Origin of the sequence: Nocardia sp. NPDC050435 (assembly GCF_040655395.1) — a bacterium.
GTDB lineage: Bacteria > Actinomycetota > Actinomycetes > Mycobacteriales > Mycobacteriaceae > Nocardia.
On record NZ_JBFAJW010000017.1, the window covers coordinates 1 to 15,776 of the forward strand.

Below are 15,776 nucleotides of genomic sequence, written 5' to 3' on the forward strand. Positions count from 1 at the left end.
GCTACACACCTACAATCACCACCGCGGCCACACCGCACTGGGCGGTCACCCACCAGCCAGCCGCGTTCCTAACCTCTCGGGTCAGTACATCTAGGTCCGCTCTTCGAACAGGTACACCCGGTAGCGAAGGAGCTCCTCATGACAACTGCCGAACGTCTCCGCGCGGAAGGCCGCGCACGCGGACGCACCGAGGGCGAAGCGCGCGGGCGGATCGAAGGCGAAGCGCGCGGGCGCGTCGAGGGCGAAGCGGAAATGCTGCTCAAGCTGCTGACAGTGAAATTCGGACCGCTGACGAAAGAGGTTGCTGCCACGGTGCGCGGCGCCGACATCCCGCAGTTGGAGCTCTGGGCGACTCGGGTACTCACCGTGGAGAACCTCGAGGACGTTTTCCCGCAGTAGCCGATCCCGAGCACGAAAAGGGCGGCGGATCGACGGCATGTTCCGCTCCTCCGCCGCCGTCGTCACCCCGAGCAGGTCACCGAAAGGCCCTCCAAGACAAAGGAGCTCGGCCTGGGGTACGCCATCTTCAACTTCCCCGAGTCGGCCCGTAAAGATCAGCCGCCCACCAGAACCCGACACGAACTTTCACCGACAGCGATCCCGACATCGGCGTGTCTCCTCCACTCCGCGCGTAGTTTGCCCAAACATGGCTACGACGAAGTCGAACCGGCACGATTCCTACTTCCGGCAGGTCCTATCCTGTCCCATCCACGCCGCCAGTGAGTTGCGGACGGTTCTCCCCGAGCAGGTGGTCGCCCAGATCGACTGGAAGACATTGGAGTTGCAACCCGGCACCTTTGTGTCCCAAGACTTGCGGTCCCTGCACAGCGATCTGCTGTTCCGGACACGCCTGAACCAGCACGATGCCTTCATCTATCTGCTCATCGAGCATCAGAGCCGCCCGGATCGGATGATGGCCAAGCGGATGTACAAATACGTCGGCGCCATCTGGGACAAGTACCTCTACGACAATCCCAAGGCTCAGAAGCTGCCCATGGTGATCCCGCTGGTCGTCCACGTCACCAGTGGCCAGCGACGCTGGCGGGCGCCCACCGAACTCTCCGAACTCATCGACGTGGACCCCGATACCCGCGCGGCGCTCGGGGACTATCTGCCGCGCTTCCGGTTTCTGCTGGAAGACCTCGCCACCGTCGATATCGCCGAACTGTGCGCCCGGCCGCTGACGCCTCAGACGGCGATCATGCTGGCACTGATCAAGATTGTTCGACACAATAAGCAACTCGGCACCGACCTGTGGCCACTTCTGAACACCATGCGCGCGGCATTGCTCGAGCCAGGCGGCAAGGCCACACTGGAAACTCCGCTGTCCTACATCCTGCTCGTTGGCGACACGCCGACGCCCGACATGTATCCGTTCTTCGAGCAAATACACCCGGAAGCGAAGGAGCTCCTGATGACGACTGCCGCACGGCTCCGCAGTGAAGGACGCGCCGAAGGACGCGCTGAGGGGCGCGCAGAAGGCGAAGCACACGGACGCGCAGTGATGTTACTCAGCTTGCTGAAGGTTCGATTCGGGGTTCTCCCACCGGGAATAGAAGACACCGTGCACAGTTCCGGCATCGCCCAGATGGAACTCTGGGCGACCCGGATCCTCACCGCAGAGAGCATCGAGGACGTATTCCGGGACTGAACACGCACAAAAAGGGCGGCCTCCTTACGGAGACCGCCCTTTCGCAAGCCAAGCCCTACAGCATGCAGGACACGCAACCCTCGACTTCGGTACCTTCCAGCGCCATCTGACGCAGGCGGATGTAGTAGAGGGTCTTGATGCCCTTGCGCCAGGCGTAGATCTGGGCCTTGTTGAGGTCGCGGGTGGTGGCGGTGTCCTTGAAGAACAGCGTCAGCGACAGGCCCTGGTCGACGTGCTGGGTGGCGGCGGCGTAGGTGTCGATGATCTTCTCGTAGCCGATTTCGTAGGCGTCCTCGTAGTACTCGAGGTTGTCGTTGGTGAGGTAGGGGGCCGGGTAGTAGACGCGGCCGATCTTGCCTTCCTTGCGGATCTCGATCTTCGACGCCACCGGGTGGATGGAGCTGGTGGAGTTGTTGATGTAGGAGATCGAGCCGGTCGGCGGCACCGCCTGCAGGTTCTGGTTGTAGATGCCGTGCTCCATCACCAGGGCCTTGAGCTGACGCCAATCCTCCTGGGTGGGGATGTGCACGCCCGCGTCGGCGAACAGTTCGCGCACGCGCTCGGTGCGCGGCTCCCACACCTGCTCGGTGTACTTGTCGAAGAACTCACCGCTGGCGTACTTCGATTCGGGGAACCCGCCGAAGTAGCTACCACGCTCCTGGGCGATCAGGTTCGAGGCCCGGATCGCGTGGAAGACAACGGTGTAGAAGTAGATGTTGGTGAAATCGATGCCCTCTTCGGACCCGTAGTGCACCCGTTCGCGCGCCAGGTAGCCGTGCAGGTTCATCTGCCCGAGGCCGATGGCGTGGGACTGGTTGTTGCCCTGCTCGATCGAGGGCACCGAGTAGATGTGGGTCTGATCCGACACCGCGGTCAGCGCGCGGATCGCCACCTCGATGGTCTGGGCGAAGTCCGGCGAATCCATCGACTTGGCGATGTTCATCGACCCCAGGTTGCACGAGATGTCCTTGCCCACATGGGAGTAGGACAGATCGTCGTTGAACAGCGACGGCGTGGACACCTGCAGGATCTCCGAGCACAGGTTCGAGTGCGTGATCTTGCCGGCGATCGGGTTGGCCCGATTCACCGTGTCCTCGAACATGATGTACGGGTAGCCGGACTCGAACTGCAGCTCGGCAATGGTCTGGAAGAACTCGCGTGCCTTGATCTTCGACTTGCGGATGCGCTTGTCGTCGACCATCTCGTAGTACTTCTCGGTGACATCGATGTCGGCGAACGGCTTGCCGTAGATGCGTTCCACGTCGTACGGCGAGAACAGGTACATGTCCTCGTTCTTCTTCGCCAGCTCGAAGGTGATGTCCGGGATCACCACACCCAGCGAGAGGGTCTTGATGCGGATCTTCTCGTCCGCGTTCTCGCGCTTGGTGTCGAGGAAGCGGTAGATGTCGGGATGGTGCGCGTGCAGGTACACCGCGCCCGCGCCCTGACGCGCGCCGAGCTGATTGGCGTAGGAGAACGAATCCTCCAGCAGCTTCATGATCGGGATGACGCCCGAGCTCTGGTTCTCGATCTTCTTGATCGGGGCGCCGTGCTCGCGAATGTTGCTCAGCAGCAGCGCGACTCCGCCGCCGCGCTTGGACAGCTGCAACGCGGAGTTGATGGAGCGCCCGATGGACTCCATGTTGTCCTCGATGCGCAGCAGGAAGCAGGACACCGGCTCGCCGCGCTGCTTCTTGCCCGAGTTGAGGAAGGTCGGGGTGGCGGGCTGGAAGCGGCCGTCGATGATCTCGTCGACCAGCTTGCTCGCCAGCACCTGATCGCCGTCGGCGAGGGTGAGCGCGACCATGCAGACGCGGTCCTCGAAGCGCTCCAGGTAGCGCTTGCCGTCGAAGGTCTTGAGCGTGTACGAGGTGTAGTACTTGAACGCGCCCAGGAACGTCGGGAACCGGAACTTGTAGGCGTAGGCCTGCTTGAACAGCTGCTTGATGAACGCGCGGCTGTACTTCTCCAGCACCTCGGGCTCGTAGTAGTTCTCCTCGACCAGGTAATCGAGCTTCTCGTCCAGGTTGTGGAAGAAGACGGTGTTCTGGTTGACGTGCTGCAGGAAGTACTGGTGCGCGGCCTCGCGGTCCTTGTCGAACTGGATCTCGCCGTTCGGGCCGTACAGGTTCAGCATCGCGTTGAGAGCGTGGTAATCCAAGACCTCACCGGCCTCCGCGCTACGGACCGACTGCTGCTGCTCTAGACGAGCTGACTTGCCTGCCGGTGCTGTCGTTGCTGTTGCCAAAACAATCCCAATCCCTCGCGGACGCGTGCGACGTCCTCAGCGGTTCCCATGAGTTCGAAGCGATACAGGTACGGCACCCCGCATTTACGCGAGATGACCTCACCGGCAGCGCAGAAGGTATCGCCGAAGTTCGTGTTGCCGGCCGCCACCACCCCGCGCAGCAGGGCACGGTTGTGCGGATCGTTGAGGAACTTGGCGACTTGCCGCGGTACGAATTCCTTGTCGTCGCGAGTGCCCCCCAGAACATGCCGGCCGCCCCCGTAGGTGGGGGCGATCAGCACGTAGGGCTCGTCGACGCGCAGCGGTTCGGCGGCGGCGTGCAGCGGTATGCGAGTGGCCGGGAGACCCAGCTTCTCGACGAATCGATGCGTGTTCTCCGAGGCGCTGGAGAAGTACACCAGACCGGTCATGGTCGGGTCTCCCTCCTCGAAGGAACGTAGAAGATCAGGCGGCGACAGTCGCGAGCGACTTGATGCGGTCGGGCCGGAAGCCGGACCAGTGGTCCTCACCGGCGACGACGACGGGGGCCTGCAGGTAGCCCAGGGCCATCACGTAGTCACGCGCCTCCGTGTTCTCGGAGATGTCGATGACGTCGTACTCGACCCCGAGCTTGTCGAGGGCCTTGTAGGTGGCATTGCACTGGACGCAAGCGGGCTTGGTGTACACGGTGATCGTCATGGTGTCCCTCTCTCCAAGTCTCTGATCCACAGCCAGTGATCCGATAGCAGTGCGTTCCCACATGTGCTGCGCAAACTCCTGGATCCGGCTGCGAAACCCCTGTTCGCACCGGTTCGAAGTGGTGCTCCCCGAGAGGTGTCTCGCTTCGTCTTCCAGCAGTGAAGACACTACACCTAGTGGCCGACAGATTCATCCAACACGACATGTAGCGAGTCACAAAGATGAAATTTCCCGGCGGTAAGTACCTGGCCAGTTGATTCGCAACACGACACGACAGTGGCTTAGATCACAATTCTGTACCGCAGCTCTTTCTCAGCAAACATTTTCCGGCGCTTCTGTCACACCGGCCCCCGCTGTCTCGTCCACCTCATGTGAGAGCACACGACACGCACACACCAAGAGGCCGCCCGGTGCGCACCGGACGGCCTCTACTACAGGCGGGAGGCTGCTCAGGCCGACACGAATTCACCACGCGCCGCCTGCACCAACTCGTGCACCGACGCGCTCAGCTCGGTCAGCGCCTCGGCGTCGTCGCGCGGATGGCTGGCGCCGAAGCGCTCGCCGATCACGCCGAAGTGGGCGTGCGCGGCCTCGACGACCGCGCTGCCGGCCACCCCGAGCGCCTTGACCGCGTCGCCGTGCGACCAGCGCGCCGCGTTCGAGCTGATGGACGCGCTGACCACCGCGGCCGGCTTGCCCTTCAGCGCGCCGACGCCGTACGGCCGCGACGCCCAGTCGATGGCGTTCTTCAGCACCGCGGGAATGGTGCCGTTGTACTCCGGGGTTACCAGCAGCACGCCGTCCGCGGCGGCGACGGCGTCACGCAGCGCCTGCGCGGCGGCGGGCACCTCGCCTTCCACATCGATGTCCTCGTTGTAGAAGGGGATGTCACCCAGGCCCTCATAGAGGGTGATCTCGACGCCCTCCGGCGCGGTCTGGGCCGCGGCCTCGGCGAGCTGACGATTGATGGAGGCGGCGCGCAAGCTACCGACGAGAGCGAGGATCCGGGTCTCGGCCATGATGACTCCTGATGTACTGAGCGTTAGTGGTGGGAAGCTTTCACCAGACACTAACCGGACTGTGGTCCGGTTCCATTCCTCCGAGAGTGCGAGAAGTACCGTGACCTACAGCACATCGCTGCCCGGCGACGGGCCGGGCGTGCGCAACCTGCTGCCGCTGAGCTCCGGACAGCCCGCGGGCACCGAGGCGCACGAGCGCGCCGACGCCGCCCGCAACCGGCAATTACTCCTGGACGCGGCCCAGCAGCTGGTGCGGGAACAGGGCGCCGACGGCCTGACCATGGACGCGCTCGCGAAACGGGCCGGTGTAGGGAAAGGTACCGTCTTCCGCCGCTTCGGCAACCGCACGGGGTTGATGCGCGCCCTGCTGGACCACTCCGACCGCAAATTCCAGGGCGCCTTCATGTTCGGCCCGCCCCCGCTCGGCCCGGGCGCGCCGCCGCTGGATCGCCTGATCGCCTTCGGCCGGTCCCGGCTGCTCGACATCGAGGTCGAAGGCGAACTGCACCGCGCCGCCGAACTCGGCGAGGGCACCGACCGCTACGCCGGCCCGCCCTACGGCCTGCTCAAAGCGCACGTCTCGCTGCTCCTGCGCGAGGCGAACGCGCCCGGCGAGGTCCCGCTGCTGGCCGATGCCCTGCTGGCGGTGCTGGGCGCGCCGATGGTGATGCACCAGATGAACGTCCTCGGCTATACCCGCGGACAAATCGGTGACAACTGGGAAGCCTTCGTGCGGCGCATCGTAGAGTGAACTGCCATGGGTAGTCTGCGCGAACAGATCGTCACGGAGCTGGGTGTCCAGCCGAGCATCGAACCGAAGGAAGAGATCCGGCGGCGCGTCGATTTTCTCAAGGACTATCTGCGCGCCACTCCCGCAAAGGGTTTCGTGCTCGGCATCAGCGGCGGGCAGGACAGCGCCCTGGCCGGCCGACTATGCCAGCTGGCCGTGACGGAGCTGCGCGCCGAGGACGTGGACGCCACGTTCGTCGCGGTGCGCCTGCCCTACGGTGTGCAGTCCGACGAAGCCGACGCCCGCGTCGCGATGCGGTTCATCCAGCCCGAACGCTCCGTCGTGGTCAATATCCGGCCCAGCGCCAACGCCGTCGCCGCCGAGGTGGCCTCGGCGGTGAAGGTGGACAAGCTCCGCGACTTCGTGCGCGGCAATATCAAGGCCCGCGAGCGCATGGTGGTGCAGTACGCCATCGCCGGGCAGGAGAACCTGCTGGTCGTCGGCACCGATCACGCGGCCGAGGCGGTCACCGGGTTCTTCACCAAGTACGGCGACGGCGGCGTGGACCTGACCCCGCTGACCGGCCTGACCAAGCGGCAGGGCGCGGCGCTGCTGCAGGAACTCGGCGCGCCCGCCAGCATCTGGTCCAAGGTACCGACCGCCGACCTCGAGGACGACCGGCCCGCGCTGCCCGACGAGGAAGCGCTGGGGCTGCGCTACAGCGAGATCGACGACTACCTGGAGGGCAAGGACGTCACCGACGAGGTGGCGGCCAAGGTGGAGTCGATCTTCCGCAACACCCGGCACAAGCGCACCGTCCCGGTGACGCCGCTGGACACCTGGTGGCGCTGAGCGTCATCCGGCGGTTTCGACTTCGCTGAGGCGGCGGGTCAGAAACCGCCGCACCTGCTCGTTGTCGACTGCCGCCAGCGCCCGGCGGTAGTCGACGGCGGCCTCCGTGTGGCGCCCTGCCCGGCGGAGGAGGTCGGCGCGCGTGGCCAAGATGTGGTGCGTACCGGCCAATCGGGGGTGCGCGGCTACTGCGTCCAGAGCGGCCAACCCGGCGTCGATGCCGTCCCGAAAGGCGAGCGCGACGGCGCGATTCACCTCGATCACGGGCGAACGGGAATACGAAGCGAGTTCGTCGTAGGCGGAAACTATCGCACCCCAGTCTGTTTGGTCCCAGGTGGGCGCGAAAGCGTGCGCCGCGGCGATCCGGGCTTGCGCGAGGTAGGGACCGCCGGGCCCGTCGGCCGCGGCCGAGATCAGGCAGCGCAGGCCGGATTCGCGGGCGGCGTAATTCCAGCGGGACCGGTCCTGTTCTTCCAGGGGCACCAATTCCCCGTCCGGAGAACGGCGTTGGTCGCGACGGCTGTCGTTGAGCAGCATCAGGGCCAGCAGGGCTCGGGCCTCGGACTCGGCGGGCAGCAGTCCGCACAACAGCCGGCCCAGGCGGATCGCCTCGTCGCACAGGTCGTCACGCACCGCCGCCGGACCCGTGGTGGCGAAGTAGCCCTCGCTGAACACCAGGTAGATGCAGGACAGCACGGCCGGGACCCGTTCCGGCAGCAGGTCCGCGGGCGGCACCCGCAACGGGATGCCCGCCTGCCGGATCTTCGCCTTCGCCCGGGTGAGGCGCTGCGCCACCGTGTGTTCCGGTTGCAGGAAGGCGCGGGCGATCTCCGCCGTGCGCAGCCCGCACACCAGCCGCAGGGTCAGGGCGACCTGCGATTCGGCCGACAGCGCCGGGTGACAGCAGGTGAAGATCATCCGCAGCTGGTCGTCGGCGACCGGGGACATGTCCAACTCCTCGTCGAGCGCGGATAACCCGCCCCGGTCGAGCACCGCGTCCGGCGTGCGAGCAGCGGACCGGTCGAGCACCGCGTCCTTTTCCTTTGACGCTCGCGCGGATTCGCGCCGCAACCGGTCCAGCGCGCGATGCCGGGCGGCGGTGGTGAGCCAAGCCCCCGGATTCGCGGGCCGCCCCTGCTCCGGCCAGCTGCGCAGCGCGTCGGCGAACGCCTCCTGCACCGCGTCCTCGGCCAGGCCGATATCACCGGTCAGCCGCACCAGAGTGGCCAGTACGCGGCCGAACTCGGCGCGATAGACGGCGCCGAGACCGGCCACGCCCACCCTATTCGCCGAGGTCGACGACTTGCCGGACCTCGATGTGCCCCTTCGCGGCGCAGGGGATGTGCGCCGCGATGTCCGCGGCGGCGGCGCGATCCGGGGCCGCGAAGAGGTAGAAGCCGTCGACCACCTCGGCGAACTCGGCGAACGGTCCATCGCTGAGCAGTAGTTCGCCCGCGCGCACGCGCACGGTGGTCGCCGCTGTCGGCGGTTGCAGTGCGCCGCCGCCGCGGATCGCCGCCGCGTAGCTTTCGCCGAAGCGCGTGTGCTCGGTGATCGCCGCGTCCCACTCGGGTGTACCGGGCGCGATCACGGCGTCGGGCCGATCCCACAGCAGCGCCAGCCACCAGTCGGCGCCCGGGGTGTCGTGCGGGGAGTACTGCACCATCGGGCGCAGTTCGATCGGGCCGTCGGTCGCCGCCGGGATCTGGCGCGTCACCTGGATGGCCGCGTCCAGATCAGGGCAGTCCAGCACATAGAAACCGCCGACCACCTCGGCCTGCTCGGTGAACGGACCATCGGTGACCAGCACCTGGTTGCCGTCACGGCGCACGGTGAGTGCCGTCGCGGCCGGATACAGCGCCGCGCCGCCGGCGATCGCCGCGGCGGCTCGCTGCTCGAAGTCCGCGTAGCGCTGGACCTCGGCTTCGAACTCCGGGCTGCCCGGTTCCGGGCTCGCGTCTTCTCGTCCTACCATCGTCGCCAGGTAGTACATCTCGCCATCCTCCCTCGAATCGGAGGGGTCCGACACCCCTCGTTATCAAGACGACGAACAACGGGCCGGATTCTCTACATCGACTCGGCCCGGCGGGAGATCAGCCGCCCGCGAAGGGCGGCAGCACGTCGACGCGGGCGCTCAGCGCGGTCGACGGATCGCGGGTGAGTTCGTCACCGATCAGGTAGGCGCAGACGCCGAGCATCTTGTCCAGGTCGGGGCCGTAGGTATCGGCCAGGACGCCGCGCAAGTCGGCGATGGTGGCCGCCGCGGGGAGGTCCAGGGTTTCGCTGCTCTTGCCGACGGCGTCGGCGATGGCGGCGAAGTAGCGGATCTCAACCACCGATGGCTCCCATCGTGCGCTCCGGAGGGACGAAATCGGCGGCATCGATGCCGTGACCGGCCCACTTGTTCCACATCGCGCCGCGCCAGAGGGTGGCGATCTCCGCGTCGCTCGCCCCCGATCGCAGCACCTCGCGCAGATCGTATTCCTGATCGCTGAACAGGCACGAGCGCAGCATGCCGTCCGCGGTGAGGCGGGTGCGGTCGCAGGTGTCGCAGAACTTGCGGGTCACGGTGGCGATGATGCCGACGGTGGCGGGGCCGCCGTCCACCAGCCACTTCTCGGCGGGCGCGGACGGATCGACGCGCCCGGCCTCGACCAGGTCGAAACGCGCGCCCAGGACCTCGAGGAGTTCGGCGGCGGTGACCATCTCCGTGCGCGCCCACTCCTGGTCGGCGTCCAGCGGCATTTCCTCGATGAAGCGCAGTTCGCACTGCTCGTCGAGGCACCATTGCAGCAGATCGGCCGCGCCGGAAAGGGTTTCGCGCATGAGCACCGCGTTCACCTTGAGCGGGGCCAGGCCCGCGTCCCGGGCGGCGCGGATGCCCGCGAACACCGACTCCAGGCGGTCCCGGCGGGTGAGGCGGGCGAAACCGAGCCGGTCGACCGTGTCCAGCGAGACGTTCACCCGGTGCAACCCGGCCTCGGCCAGGCCGCGGGCGCGATGCTTCAGGCCCACGCCGTTGGTGGTGATCGCCAGCGGCACCCCGGGCACCTGCGCGTGGCAGCCCGCGATGATCTGCTCCAGATCCCGGCGCAGCAGCGGCTCGCCGCCGGTGAAGCGCACCTCCTCGATGCCCAGCTCGCGCACCGACAGCACGACCAGTCGCACGATCTCCTCGACCGTGAGCAGATCGTCCTTCGGGATCGGGGGCAGCCCCTCCTCCGGCATGCAGTAGGTGCAGCGCAGCGAGCACTTCTCGGTGATGGAGACACGCAGATCGCGCGCGGTGCGCCCGAAGCGGTCTATCAGGAACGGGGATTCGGGCCGCCCGTCCAGCGAGGGGCGCCCTGATCGCACGGCGGGGATGCCCATCTCGACCAACGTCACCCCCTCATTATGTCTGCCAGTACCGCGCCTGGGCAGAGGCGCGTGGTAAGCCGCACAGCTCTTCGGACGATCTCACGAAGCGGGCCGCACGGCGGTGAGCTCGTATCGGCCGAATCACCGAAGCCCTAGGCTGCTGGTCATGAGCTCCCGACCAGCCAGGTCCGTCGACGAATATCGCGAGACCATCGAACAGCTGCTGCGCCCGCTGGCCGCGCGCGCGGTCGAGTCCGTGCCGGTGCCCGAGGCGCTGGGTCGGCAGCTGGCCGAGGAGGTGCGCTCGCCGGTGCGGTTGCCGGTGTTCCGGAATTCCGCGATGGACGGCTACGCGGTGCGGGCCGATTCGGTGGCCACGACGCCGGTCACGTTGCCGCTGGCGGGCGTGGTCGCGGCGGGCAATCCGGGCGAGACGCCGCTCCCGCCGGGCGCGGCGCTCAAGGTGATGACCGGCGCCCCGATCCCGCCGGGCGCCGATTGTGTGGTGCCGGTGGAGGACACACGCGCGGCGGACGGCGGCGTCACCATCGAACGGGGCCGCGCCGCAGGCGATTTCGTCCGTGAACCGGGCACCGACGTGCAGGAGGGCGATCTGCTGGTGCCCGCCGGGGTCGCGTTGAATCCGCGCCATATCGCCGCGCTGGCGGCGGTGGGCCTGGCCGAGGTGCCGGTGTTCGAACCGATCCGGGCCGCCGTCGTCACCACCGGCGACGAGCTGGTCCCGGCCGGGAGCACCCTGCGTCCCGGGCAGATCTACAACTCCAACGGCATCGCCCTGGCCGCCGCGCTGGCCGCCAACGGCGTCCTGGTGGTCTCGGTCCGGCACAGCACCGACGACCCGGCCCAGTTCCGCGAATTGCTGGACGCGGCAACCGCTTCCGCGGATGTGGTGTTCACCTCGGGCGGCGTCTCGCAGGGTGATTTCGAGGTCGTGAAGGACGTGCTGGCGCCGCTGGGCGGCACCTTCGGCGCGGTCGCGGTGCAGCCCGGCGGCCCGCAGGGCCTGTCGGTCGTCGACGGCGTGCCGGTGCTGAGTTTCCCGGGCAATCCGGTCAGCACCATGGTGTCGTTCGAGGTGTTCGCCCGCCCGATCCTGCGCCGCCTGGGCGGCCTGCCCGAGATCGAGGTCCGGGAGCTGCCCCTGCTGGACGCGGTGCGCTCCCCCGCCGGTCGCCGGCAGTTCCTGCGCGGCCGGGTCACCGCCGAGGGCGTGCGGCCCGCGGCGGGCACCGGTTCGCACCTGGTGGCGGGGATGGCCTGGGCGGACGTGCTGATCGACGTCCCGGCCGAGATCACCGAACTGCCGGCCGGCACGACCGTCGGCGTGCGCGCGCTGTGAGGACGGGGAGGCGACTGTGCGAGGCTGGACGGTATGAGTGAGTTGTCGCATGTCGACCGCGAGGGCCGGGCCCGCATGGTCGACGTGAGTGCCAAGAGCGAGACCACCCGGATCGCGGTCGCGGCCGGTGAACTGCAGACCACCGCCGAGGTGGTGGCGCTGGTGCGCGCCGACGACATGCCCAAGGCCGACGTGCTGTCCACGGCGCGCGTCGCGGGCATCATGGGCGCGAAGAAGACCTCCGAGCTCATCCCGCTGTGCCATCAGCTGGCGCTGTCCTCGGTGAAGGTGGAGTTCGGGTTCACCGACACCAGCATCACCATCGAGGCTTCGGCCAAGACCCGGGGCCAGACCGGCGTCGAGATGGAGGCGCTGACCGCCGTCGCGGTGGCCGGGCTGACGCTGCACGACATGGTGAAGGCGGTGGATCCGGCGGCGACGCTGAACGGTGTCCGGCTGCTCACCAAAGAGGGTGGCAAGCAAGGACATTGGGAGCGCTCCCCCGAAAACGGCAGTGCCCCGGCACAATCCGCGAGCACCCCGGACGAGCCGATCGCGGCCGCGGACCCGCTGGGCCAGCTGCACGAGGCCCAGCGCCGTCGTCCGGATGCCCCGGAGACCGGATCCGCGGTGGTCCTGGTCGCCTCCACCGGCGCGGCGGCCGGCACGCGCGAGGACACCACCGGCCCGGTGCTGGTGGAGTGGCTTGCCGGACTGGGCTTCTCGGTGCGCGGCCCGCTCGTCTACGCCGACGCCGACATCTCCTTCGGCCTGGCCGACGCCCTGCGCTTCGAACCCGACCTGGTGATCTCCACCGGCGGCACCGGCGCCTCACCCACCGACGCTACCCCCGAGGCCACCCTGGCACTGCTGGATCGGCAACTGCCGGGCGTCGCCGAGGCGATCCGGCAGCGCGGTGTCGCGAAGTTCCCGCTGGCCGCGCTCAGCCGGGGCGTGGCCGGACTGGCCGGGCACTCGGTGGTGGTCAACCTGCCGGGCTCGCCCGGCGGAGTGAAAGACGGCATCGCGGTGCTCGAACCGCTCCTCGATCATCTGCTCGCGCAAGTAGCCGGAGGCGGCAACCATGAGTGAAGACGTAGCAGTCGCCCGGATCAGCGATCAGCCGCTGGATCCCGCCGAGGTGGAACAGGCGGTGACCGGGCCGCGGCACGGCGCGGTCGTGGTGTTCACCGGCAAGGTGCGCGATCACGATGGCGGACAATCGGTTTCGGCGCTGGAGTACTCCGCGCACCCGGAGGCCGAGCGGTTCCTGCGCAAGTGCTGCGCCGAGGTGTCGGCCGCGTCGGGGCTGCCGGTCGCGGCCGTGCATCGCGTCGGCCCGCTGCACATCGGCGATCTCGCCATCGTCGTCGCGGTCGCGGCGCCGCACCGCGCCGAGGCGTTCGCCACCTGCGCGGAACTCGTGGACCGGATCAAGCACGAGGTGCCGATCTGGAAACGGCAGCTCTTCGCCGACGGCCTCTCCGAATGGGTCAACGCCTGCGGCTAATCGCCGCGGTCGATCAGTGCGGGGTGTAGCGCCAAACACCCAGCAGCGCTTGCTCGTCCAGCGGTTCGGCGGCGGTGTGGACGGTCTCGCGCAGCCGCCGCACCGCCGGCTCGGTGTCCAGCCCGGCGCCGATGAGCACCAGGTCGGTGCGGCGCGCTTCGCCGCGCGACCACGCGCTCGGCGCGAAGACCAGGTGCCGGCCGACCAGGTGGAAGCCGAACTTCCGGCGTTCCCCGGCGACGGCGAAGGCCGCGAAACCCTTGGCGCGGAACAGCCCGGCGGGCGGGTCCTCGAGGAAGTCGACGAAGCGGCGCGGATCCAGATCCTGCTCGCTGCTGAAGGACACGCTGGTGTAGTCGTCGTGCAGGTGCCGGTGGTCGGGGTCGGCGTGGTCGTGGTCGTCGGCCAGCAGTTCGTCGAAGCTCAGTTGCTCGGCCTGCGTGGGTGCTTCGCGCAGCGGCTCGTCGAAGAGCAGGCCGGGCTCGATCCGCCCGTGCGTGGTGCTGTAGACCGGGACCTGCCCCACCAGCTCGGCCAGCTCGGCCCGCAGCCGCGCCGCGTCCCCGGCCGGGACCCGATCGGCCTTGTTGAGCACCACCAGGTCCGCGAGCCGCAGGTGGGTGACCAATTCCGGATGCCGCTCCCGGGTGGCCGGAAACTGTTCGGCGTCCACCACCTCCACCAGCCCGCCGTAGCGGATGCGCGGATTCGCGCTGGCCACCACCATCCGGATCAGGTTGCGCGGCTCGGCCAGGCCGCTGGCCTCCACCACGATCACGTCGATGCGGGCGCGCGGCTCGGACAGGGCGGCGAACATGTCGTCGAGTTCGGAGACGTCGACCGCGCAGCAGACACAGCCGTTGCCCAGCGAGACCATGGTGTCGACCTGACCGGCGACCAGCATGGCGTCGATATTGATCGCACCGAAGTCGTTGACCACCACCCCGACCCGGGTGCCGCGGGTGTTGCGGAGCAGATGGTTGAGCAGCGTCGTCTTCCCGGATCCGAGAAATCCGGCCACGATCAGAACAGGAATCCGCTCAGCCACCCGGACGAGCCTAGTAGAACCGGCACTGCCGGACGCCCGGCCGGAGGGTGGGCTCCGACGGGGCGTCCGGCAGTCCGGGCGGCCGGGACAGGGTCGCGGATCTATTTCGCGGGACCGAGCAGGGTGCTCGCCAGCGTGTAGGCCAGATTGATCAGCTCCGAGGTGATCGCGGAGTTGTCCATGCCGAACGAGCGGATCAGCGGCATCAGCAGTTGCATGCCCGCGCTGAGCAGCGTGCCGCTGTCGAGTTGCTCGGAGTCCTGCTTGCCGGTGCCCGGAGTGTCGGTGCCCGGTGTGGACTTCGGGGTCGACTGGGCACCCGGCTCCGGGCAGCCCGGCGTCTTGGCGGCGCCGGTCGACGGACAATCGGATGTGCGCTGGCTCTGCGGTTTCTGCGTCGTGCTCGGCGAGGTCTGGGTGCCGGGCACCACGCGGTAGCCCTGCGAGAGCGGCATGGTCTCCGGCGTGGACTCCGGCACGCCGCGCGCCGTGGTCGGGGCCGTCAGCTGCTGGGCCAGGGCGGCCGCGTCGGGCGCCGCCGCGGACCCGGTGCCGCCCGGCGGCACGCCCAGCAGGTAGCTCGCCAGGCCGGTGGTGATCGCCATGGCGTGACGCAGCTGCCCGGCGTCGCTCTCCAGGACCGCTGCGTCCTCGGGGTTGGCCCCGTTGCCCATCTCGACGAAGACCGTCGGCACCGTGGACAGCGCCGGACCGGCGATGTCCGCGCGCGTCTGCAGACCGTTCTGCACACCGGCGTAGTTCGCGGACTCGAAGCCCGCCTGTAGGTAGGCGTCGCGCACGACCGTCGTGGCCGCCAGGCCCGCGGCCGACTGGGCCTGGTGGACGGCCGGATCCGGGATCGGCAGCGCCGGGACGATGAAGTGGAAGCCGTGGTCCGCGGGCGGTGCGCTGTCGGCGTGGATGCTCACCGCGACCTGCGCGCCGGAAGCGCCGGCGGCGCGGGCGCGGTCGTCGACGCAGCCGCCCCAGCCGCTGTCGTCGCCGCGGCTCAGCACGACCTGCGCGCCGAGGCCCTCCAGCGCCGACTTCACCAGCTGGGCGACATTCCAGTTGATGGTGTGCTCGGGAATGCCGTTGGCCGTGACCATCCCGGTGGTCTGGCAGTCCTTGGTGCCGCCGCGGCCGTCGTTCACCTGCCGCGACAGGTTCTCGCCGTGCTGCGGGCCCTGGTGGCCGGGGTCCAAGAAGATCGTCTTGCCGAGCAGTTTCGTCGCCAGCTCCGGCGGCACCGGAGCGGCGTGCGCGGCGGCGGGCAGCAGGCCGGATACCGTGGCCACGACCGCGGCCGTGACGCCGGTG

At 68.3% G+C, this 15,776-nt stretch carries 17 protein-coding genes; 7 read left to right on the forward strand and 10 right to left on the reverse strand.

Features of this window, described 5'->3' with window-relative positions:
* Positions 1-138: 138 nt before the first annotated feature.
* Entirely contained in the window at positions 139-399 is a 261-nt protein-coding gene (locus AB0I43_RS37520; RefSeq protein ID WP_357433570.1) for a DUF4351 domain-containing protein, read from the forward strand.
* A gap of 247 nt (positions 400-646) precedes the next feature.
* Entirely contained in the window at positions 647-1,651 is a 1,005-nt protein-coding gene (locus AB0I43_RS37525; protein WP_356977924.1) for an Rpn family recombination-promoting nuclease/putative transposase, read from the forward strand.
* A gap of 55 nt (positions 1,652-1,706) precedes the next feature.
* On the opposite strand, the gene nrdE is transcribed toward AB0I43_RS37525, so the two are convergent.
* The 4 genes from nrdE to AB0I43_RS37545 all read right to left on the reverse strand — a co-directional run bounded on the left by nrdE (position 1,707) and on the right by AB0I43_RS37545 (position 5,596).
* A complete protein-coding gene (nrdE, locus tag AB0I43_RS37530) occupies positions 1,707-3,788 on the reverse strand; it encodes a class 1b ribonucleoside-diphosphate reductase subunit alpha (protein ID WP_356977970.1) in 2,082 nt (693 codons plus the stop codon).
* Positions 3,789-3,853: 65 nt separating this feature from the next.
* Positions 3,854-4,309, reverse strand: a complete 456-nt coding sequence (gene nrdI, locus AB0I43_RS37535) for a class Ib ribonucleoside-diphosphate reductase assembly flavoprotein NrdI (RefSeq protein ID WP_356977926.1) — start codon at positions 4,307-4,309, stop codon at positions 3,854-3,856.
* 34 nt (positions 4,310-4,343) lie between these two features.
* The gene (gene nrdH, locus AB0I43_RS37540) at positions 4,344-4,577 is read right to left on the reverse strand and encodes a glutaredoxin-like protein NrdH (protein ID WP_356977927.1); all 234 of its coding nucleotides are present in this window, start codon (positions 4,575-4,577) and stop codon (positions 4,344-4,346) included.
* Between the two features lie 449 nt (positions 4,578-5,026).
* Complete coding sequence (locus AB0I43_RS37545) at positions 5,027-5,596, reverse strand: NAD(P)H-dependent oxidoreductase (protein WP_356977929.1); 570 nt, start codon at positions 5,594-5,596, stop codon at positions 5,027-5,029.
* A 151-nt stretch (positions 5,597-5,747) separates the two neighbouring features.
* Here AB0I43_RS37545 and AB0I43_RS37550 point away from each other — a divergent pair, with 151 nt between their 5' ends.
* Both AB0I43_RS37550 and nadE read left to right on the forward strand, forming a co-directional pair.
* A complete protein-coding gene (locus AB0I43_RS37550; protein WP_356977971.1) occupies positions 5,748-6,347 on the forward strand; it encodes a helix-turn-helix domain-containing protein in 600 nt (199 codons plus the stop codon).
* 6 nt (positions 6,348-6,353) lie between these two features.
* Positions 6,354-7,178 carry an ammonia-dependent NAD(+) synthetase gene (gene nadE, locus AB0I43_RS37555; protein ID WP_356977931.1) on the forward strand — a complete coding sequence of 275 codons (825 nt, stop codon included), beginning with the start codon at positions 6,354-6,356 and terminating at the stop codon, positions 7,176-7,178.
* Between the two features lie 3 nt (positions 7,179-7,181).
* On the opposite strand, the gene AB0I43_RS37560 is transcribed toward nadE, so the two are convergent.
* From AB0I43_RS37560 to moaA, 4 genes are all read right to left on the reverse strand, one after another.
* Complete coding sequence (locus AB0I43_RS37560; protein ID WP_356977933.1) at positions 7,182-8,453, reverse strand: sigma-70 family RNA polymerase sigma factor; 1,272 nt, start codon at positions 8,451-8,453, stop codon at positions 7,182-7,184.
* 7 nt (positions 8,454-8,460) lie between these two features.
* Complete coding sequence (locus AB0I43_RS37565; protein ID WP_356977935.1) at positions 8,461-9,171, reverse strand: YciI family protein; 711 nt, start codon at positions 9,169-9,171, stop codon at positions 8,461-8,463.
* A gap of 100 nt (positions 9,172-9,271) precedes the next feature.
* Entirely contained in the window at positions 9,272-9,514 is a 243-nt protein-coding gene (locus AB0I43_RS37570; protein WP_356977937.1) for a MoaD/ThiS family protein, read from the reverse strand.
* The gene (gene moaA / locus AB0I43_RS37575; RefSeq protein ID WP_356977939.1) at positions 9,507-10,565 is read right to left on the reverse strand and encodes a GTP 3',8-cyclase MoaA; all 1,059 of its coding nucleotides are present in this window, start codon (positions 10,563-10,565) and stop codon (positions 9,507-9,509) included. The genes AB0I43_RS37570 and moaA overlap by 8 nt, the downstream gene beginning before the upstream one ends.
* Positions 10,566-10,704: 139 nt before the next feature.
* Here moaA and glp point away from each other — a divergent pair, with 139 nt between their 5' ends.
* The 3 genes from glp to AB0I43_RS37590 are packed head-to-tail and all read left to right on the forward strand — an operon-like array spanning position 10,705 to position 13,408.
* Positions 10,705-11,898: a gephyrin-like molybdotransferase Glp gene (glp, locus tag AB0I43_RS37580; RefSeq protein WP_356977941.1), complete on the forward strand. Its 1,194-nt coding sequence runs from the start codon at positions 10,705-10,707 to the stop codon at positions 11,896-11,898.
* A 33-nt stretch (positions 11,899-11,931) separates the two neighbouring features.
* Positions 11,932-12,990, forward strand: a complete 1,059-nt coding sequence (gene moaCB, locus AB0I43_RS37585) for a bifunctional molybdenum cofactor biosynthesis protein MoaC/MoaB (RefSeq protein WP_356977942.1) — start codon at positions 11,932-11,934, stop codon at positions 12,988-12,990.
* Positions 12,983-13,408, forward strand: a complete 426-nt coding sequence (locus AB0I43_RS37590; protein ID WP_356977944.1) for a molybdenum cofactor biosynthesis protein MoaE — start codon at positions 12,983-12,985, stop codon at positions 13,406-13,408. Before moaCB ends, AB0I43_RS37590 begins: the two co-directional genes overlap by 8 nt.
* A gap of 13 nt (positions 13,409-13,421) precedes the next feature.
* Here the strand turns inward: AB0I43_RS37590 and AB0I43_RS37595 are convergent, their stop codons facing one another.
* Both AB0I43_RS37595 and AB0I43_RS37600 read right to left on the reverse strand, forming a co-directional pair.
* Complete coding sequence (locus AB0I43_RS37595; RefSeq protein ID WP_356977946.1) at positions 13,422-14,456, reverse strand: CobW family GTP-binding protein; 1,035 nt, start codon at positions 14,454-14,456, stop codon at positions 13,422-13,424.
* Between the two features lie 101 nt (positions 14,457-14,557).
* Positions 14,558-15,754 (reverse strand): N-acetylmuramoyl-L-alanine amidase, encoded by a 1,197-nt coding sequence (locus AB0I43_RS37600; RefSeq protein ID WP_356977948.1) that lies wholly within the window; start codon positions 15,752-15,754, stop codon positions 14,558-14,560.
* Positions 15,755-15,776 lie beyond the last annotated feature (22 nt).

What these genes read in the sequence shown, in the direction of transcription:
- AB0I43_RS37520 (WP_357433570.1), top strand. Translation starts at nt 139, where the DNA reads ATGACAACTGCCGAACGTCTCCGCGCGGAAGGCCGCGCACGCGGACGC.
- AB0I43_RS37525 (WP_356977924.1), top strand. Translation starts at nt 647, where the DNA reads ATGGCTACGACGAAGTCGAACCGGCACGATTCCTACTTCCGGCAGGTC.
- nrdE (WP_356977970.1), bottom strand. Translation starts at nt 3,788, where the DNA reads ATGCTGAACCTGTACGGCCCGAACGGCGAGATCCAGTTCGACAAGGAC.
- nrdI (WP_356977926.1), bottom strand. Translation starts at nt 4,309, where the DNA reads ATGACCGGTCTGGTGTACTTCTCCAGCGCCTCGGAGAACACGCATCGA.
- nrdH (WP_356977927.1), bottom strand. Translation starts at nt 4,577, where the DNA reads ATGACGATCACCGTGTACACCAAGCCCGCTTGCGTCCAGTGCAATGCC.
- AB0I43_RS37545 (WP_356977929.1), bottom strand. Translation starts at nt 5,596, where the DNA reads ATGGCCGAGACCCGGATCCTCGCTCTCGTCGGTAGCTTGCGCGCCGCC.
- nadE (WP_356977931.1), top strand. Translation starts at nt 6,354, where the DNA reads ATGGGTAGTCTGCGCGAACAGATCGTCACGGAGCTGGGTGTCCAGCCG.
- AB0I43_RS37565 (WP_356977935.1), bottom strand. Translation starts at nt 9,171, where the DNA reads ATGTACTACCTGGCGACGATGGTAGGACGAGAAGACGCGAGCCCGGAA.
- glp (WP_356977941.1), top strand. Translation starts at nt 10,705, where the DNA reads ATGAGCTCCCGACCAGCCAGGTCCGTCGACGAATATCGCGAGACCATC.
- moaCB (WP_356977942.1), top strand. Translation starts at nt 11,932, where the DNA reads ATGAGTGAGTTGTCGCATGTCGACCGCGAGGGCCGGGCCCGCATGGTC.
- AB0I43_RS37590 (WP_356977944.1), top strand. Translation starts at nt 12,983, where the DNA reads ATGAGTGAAGACGTAGCAGTCGCCCGGATCAGCGATCAGCCGCTGGAT.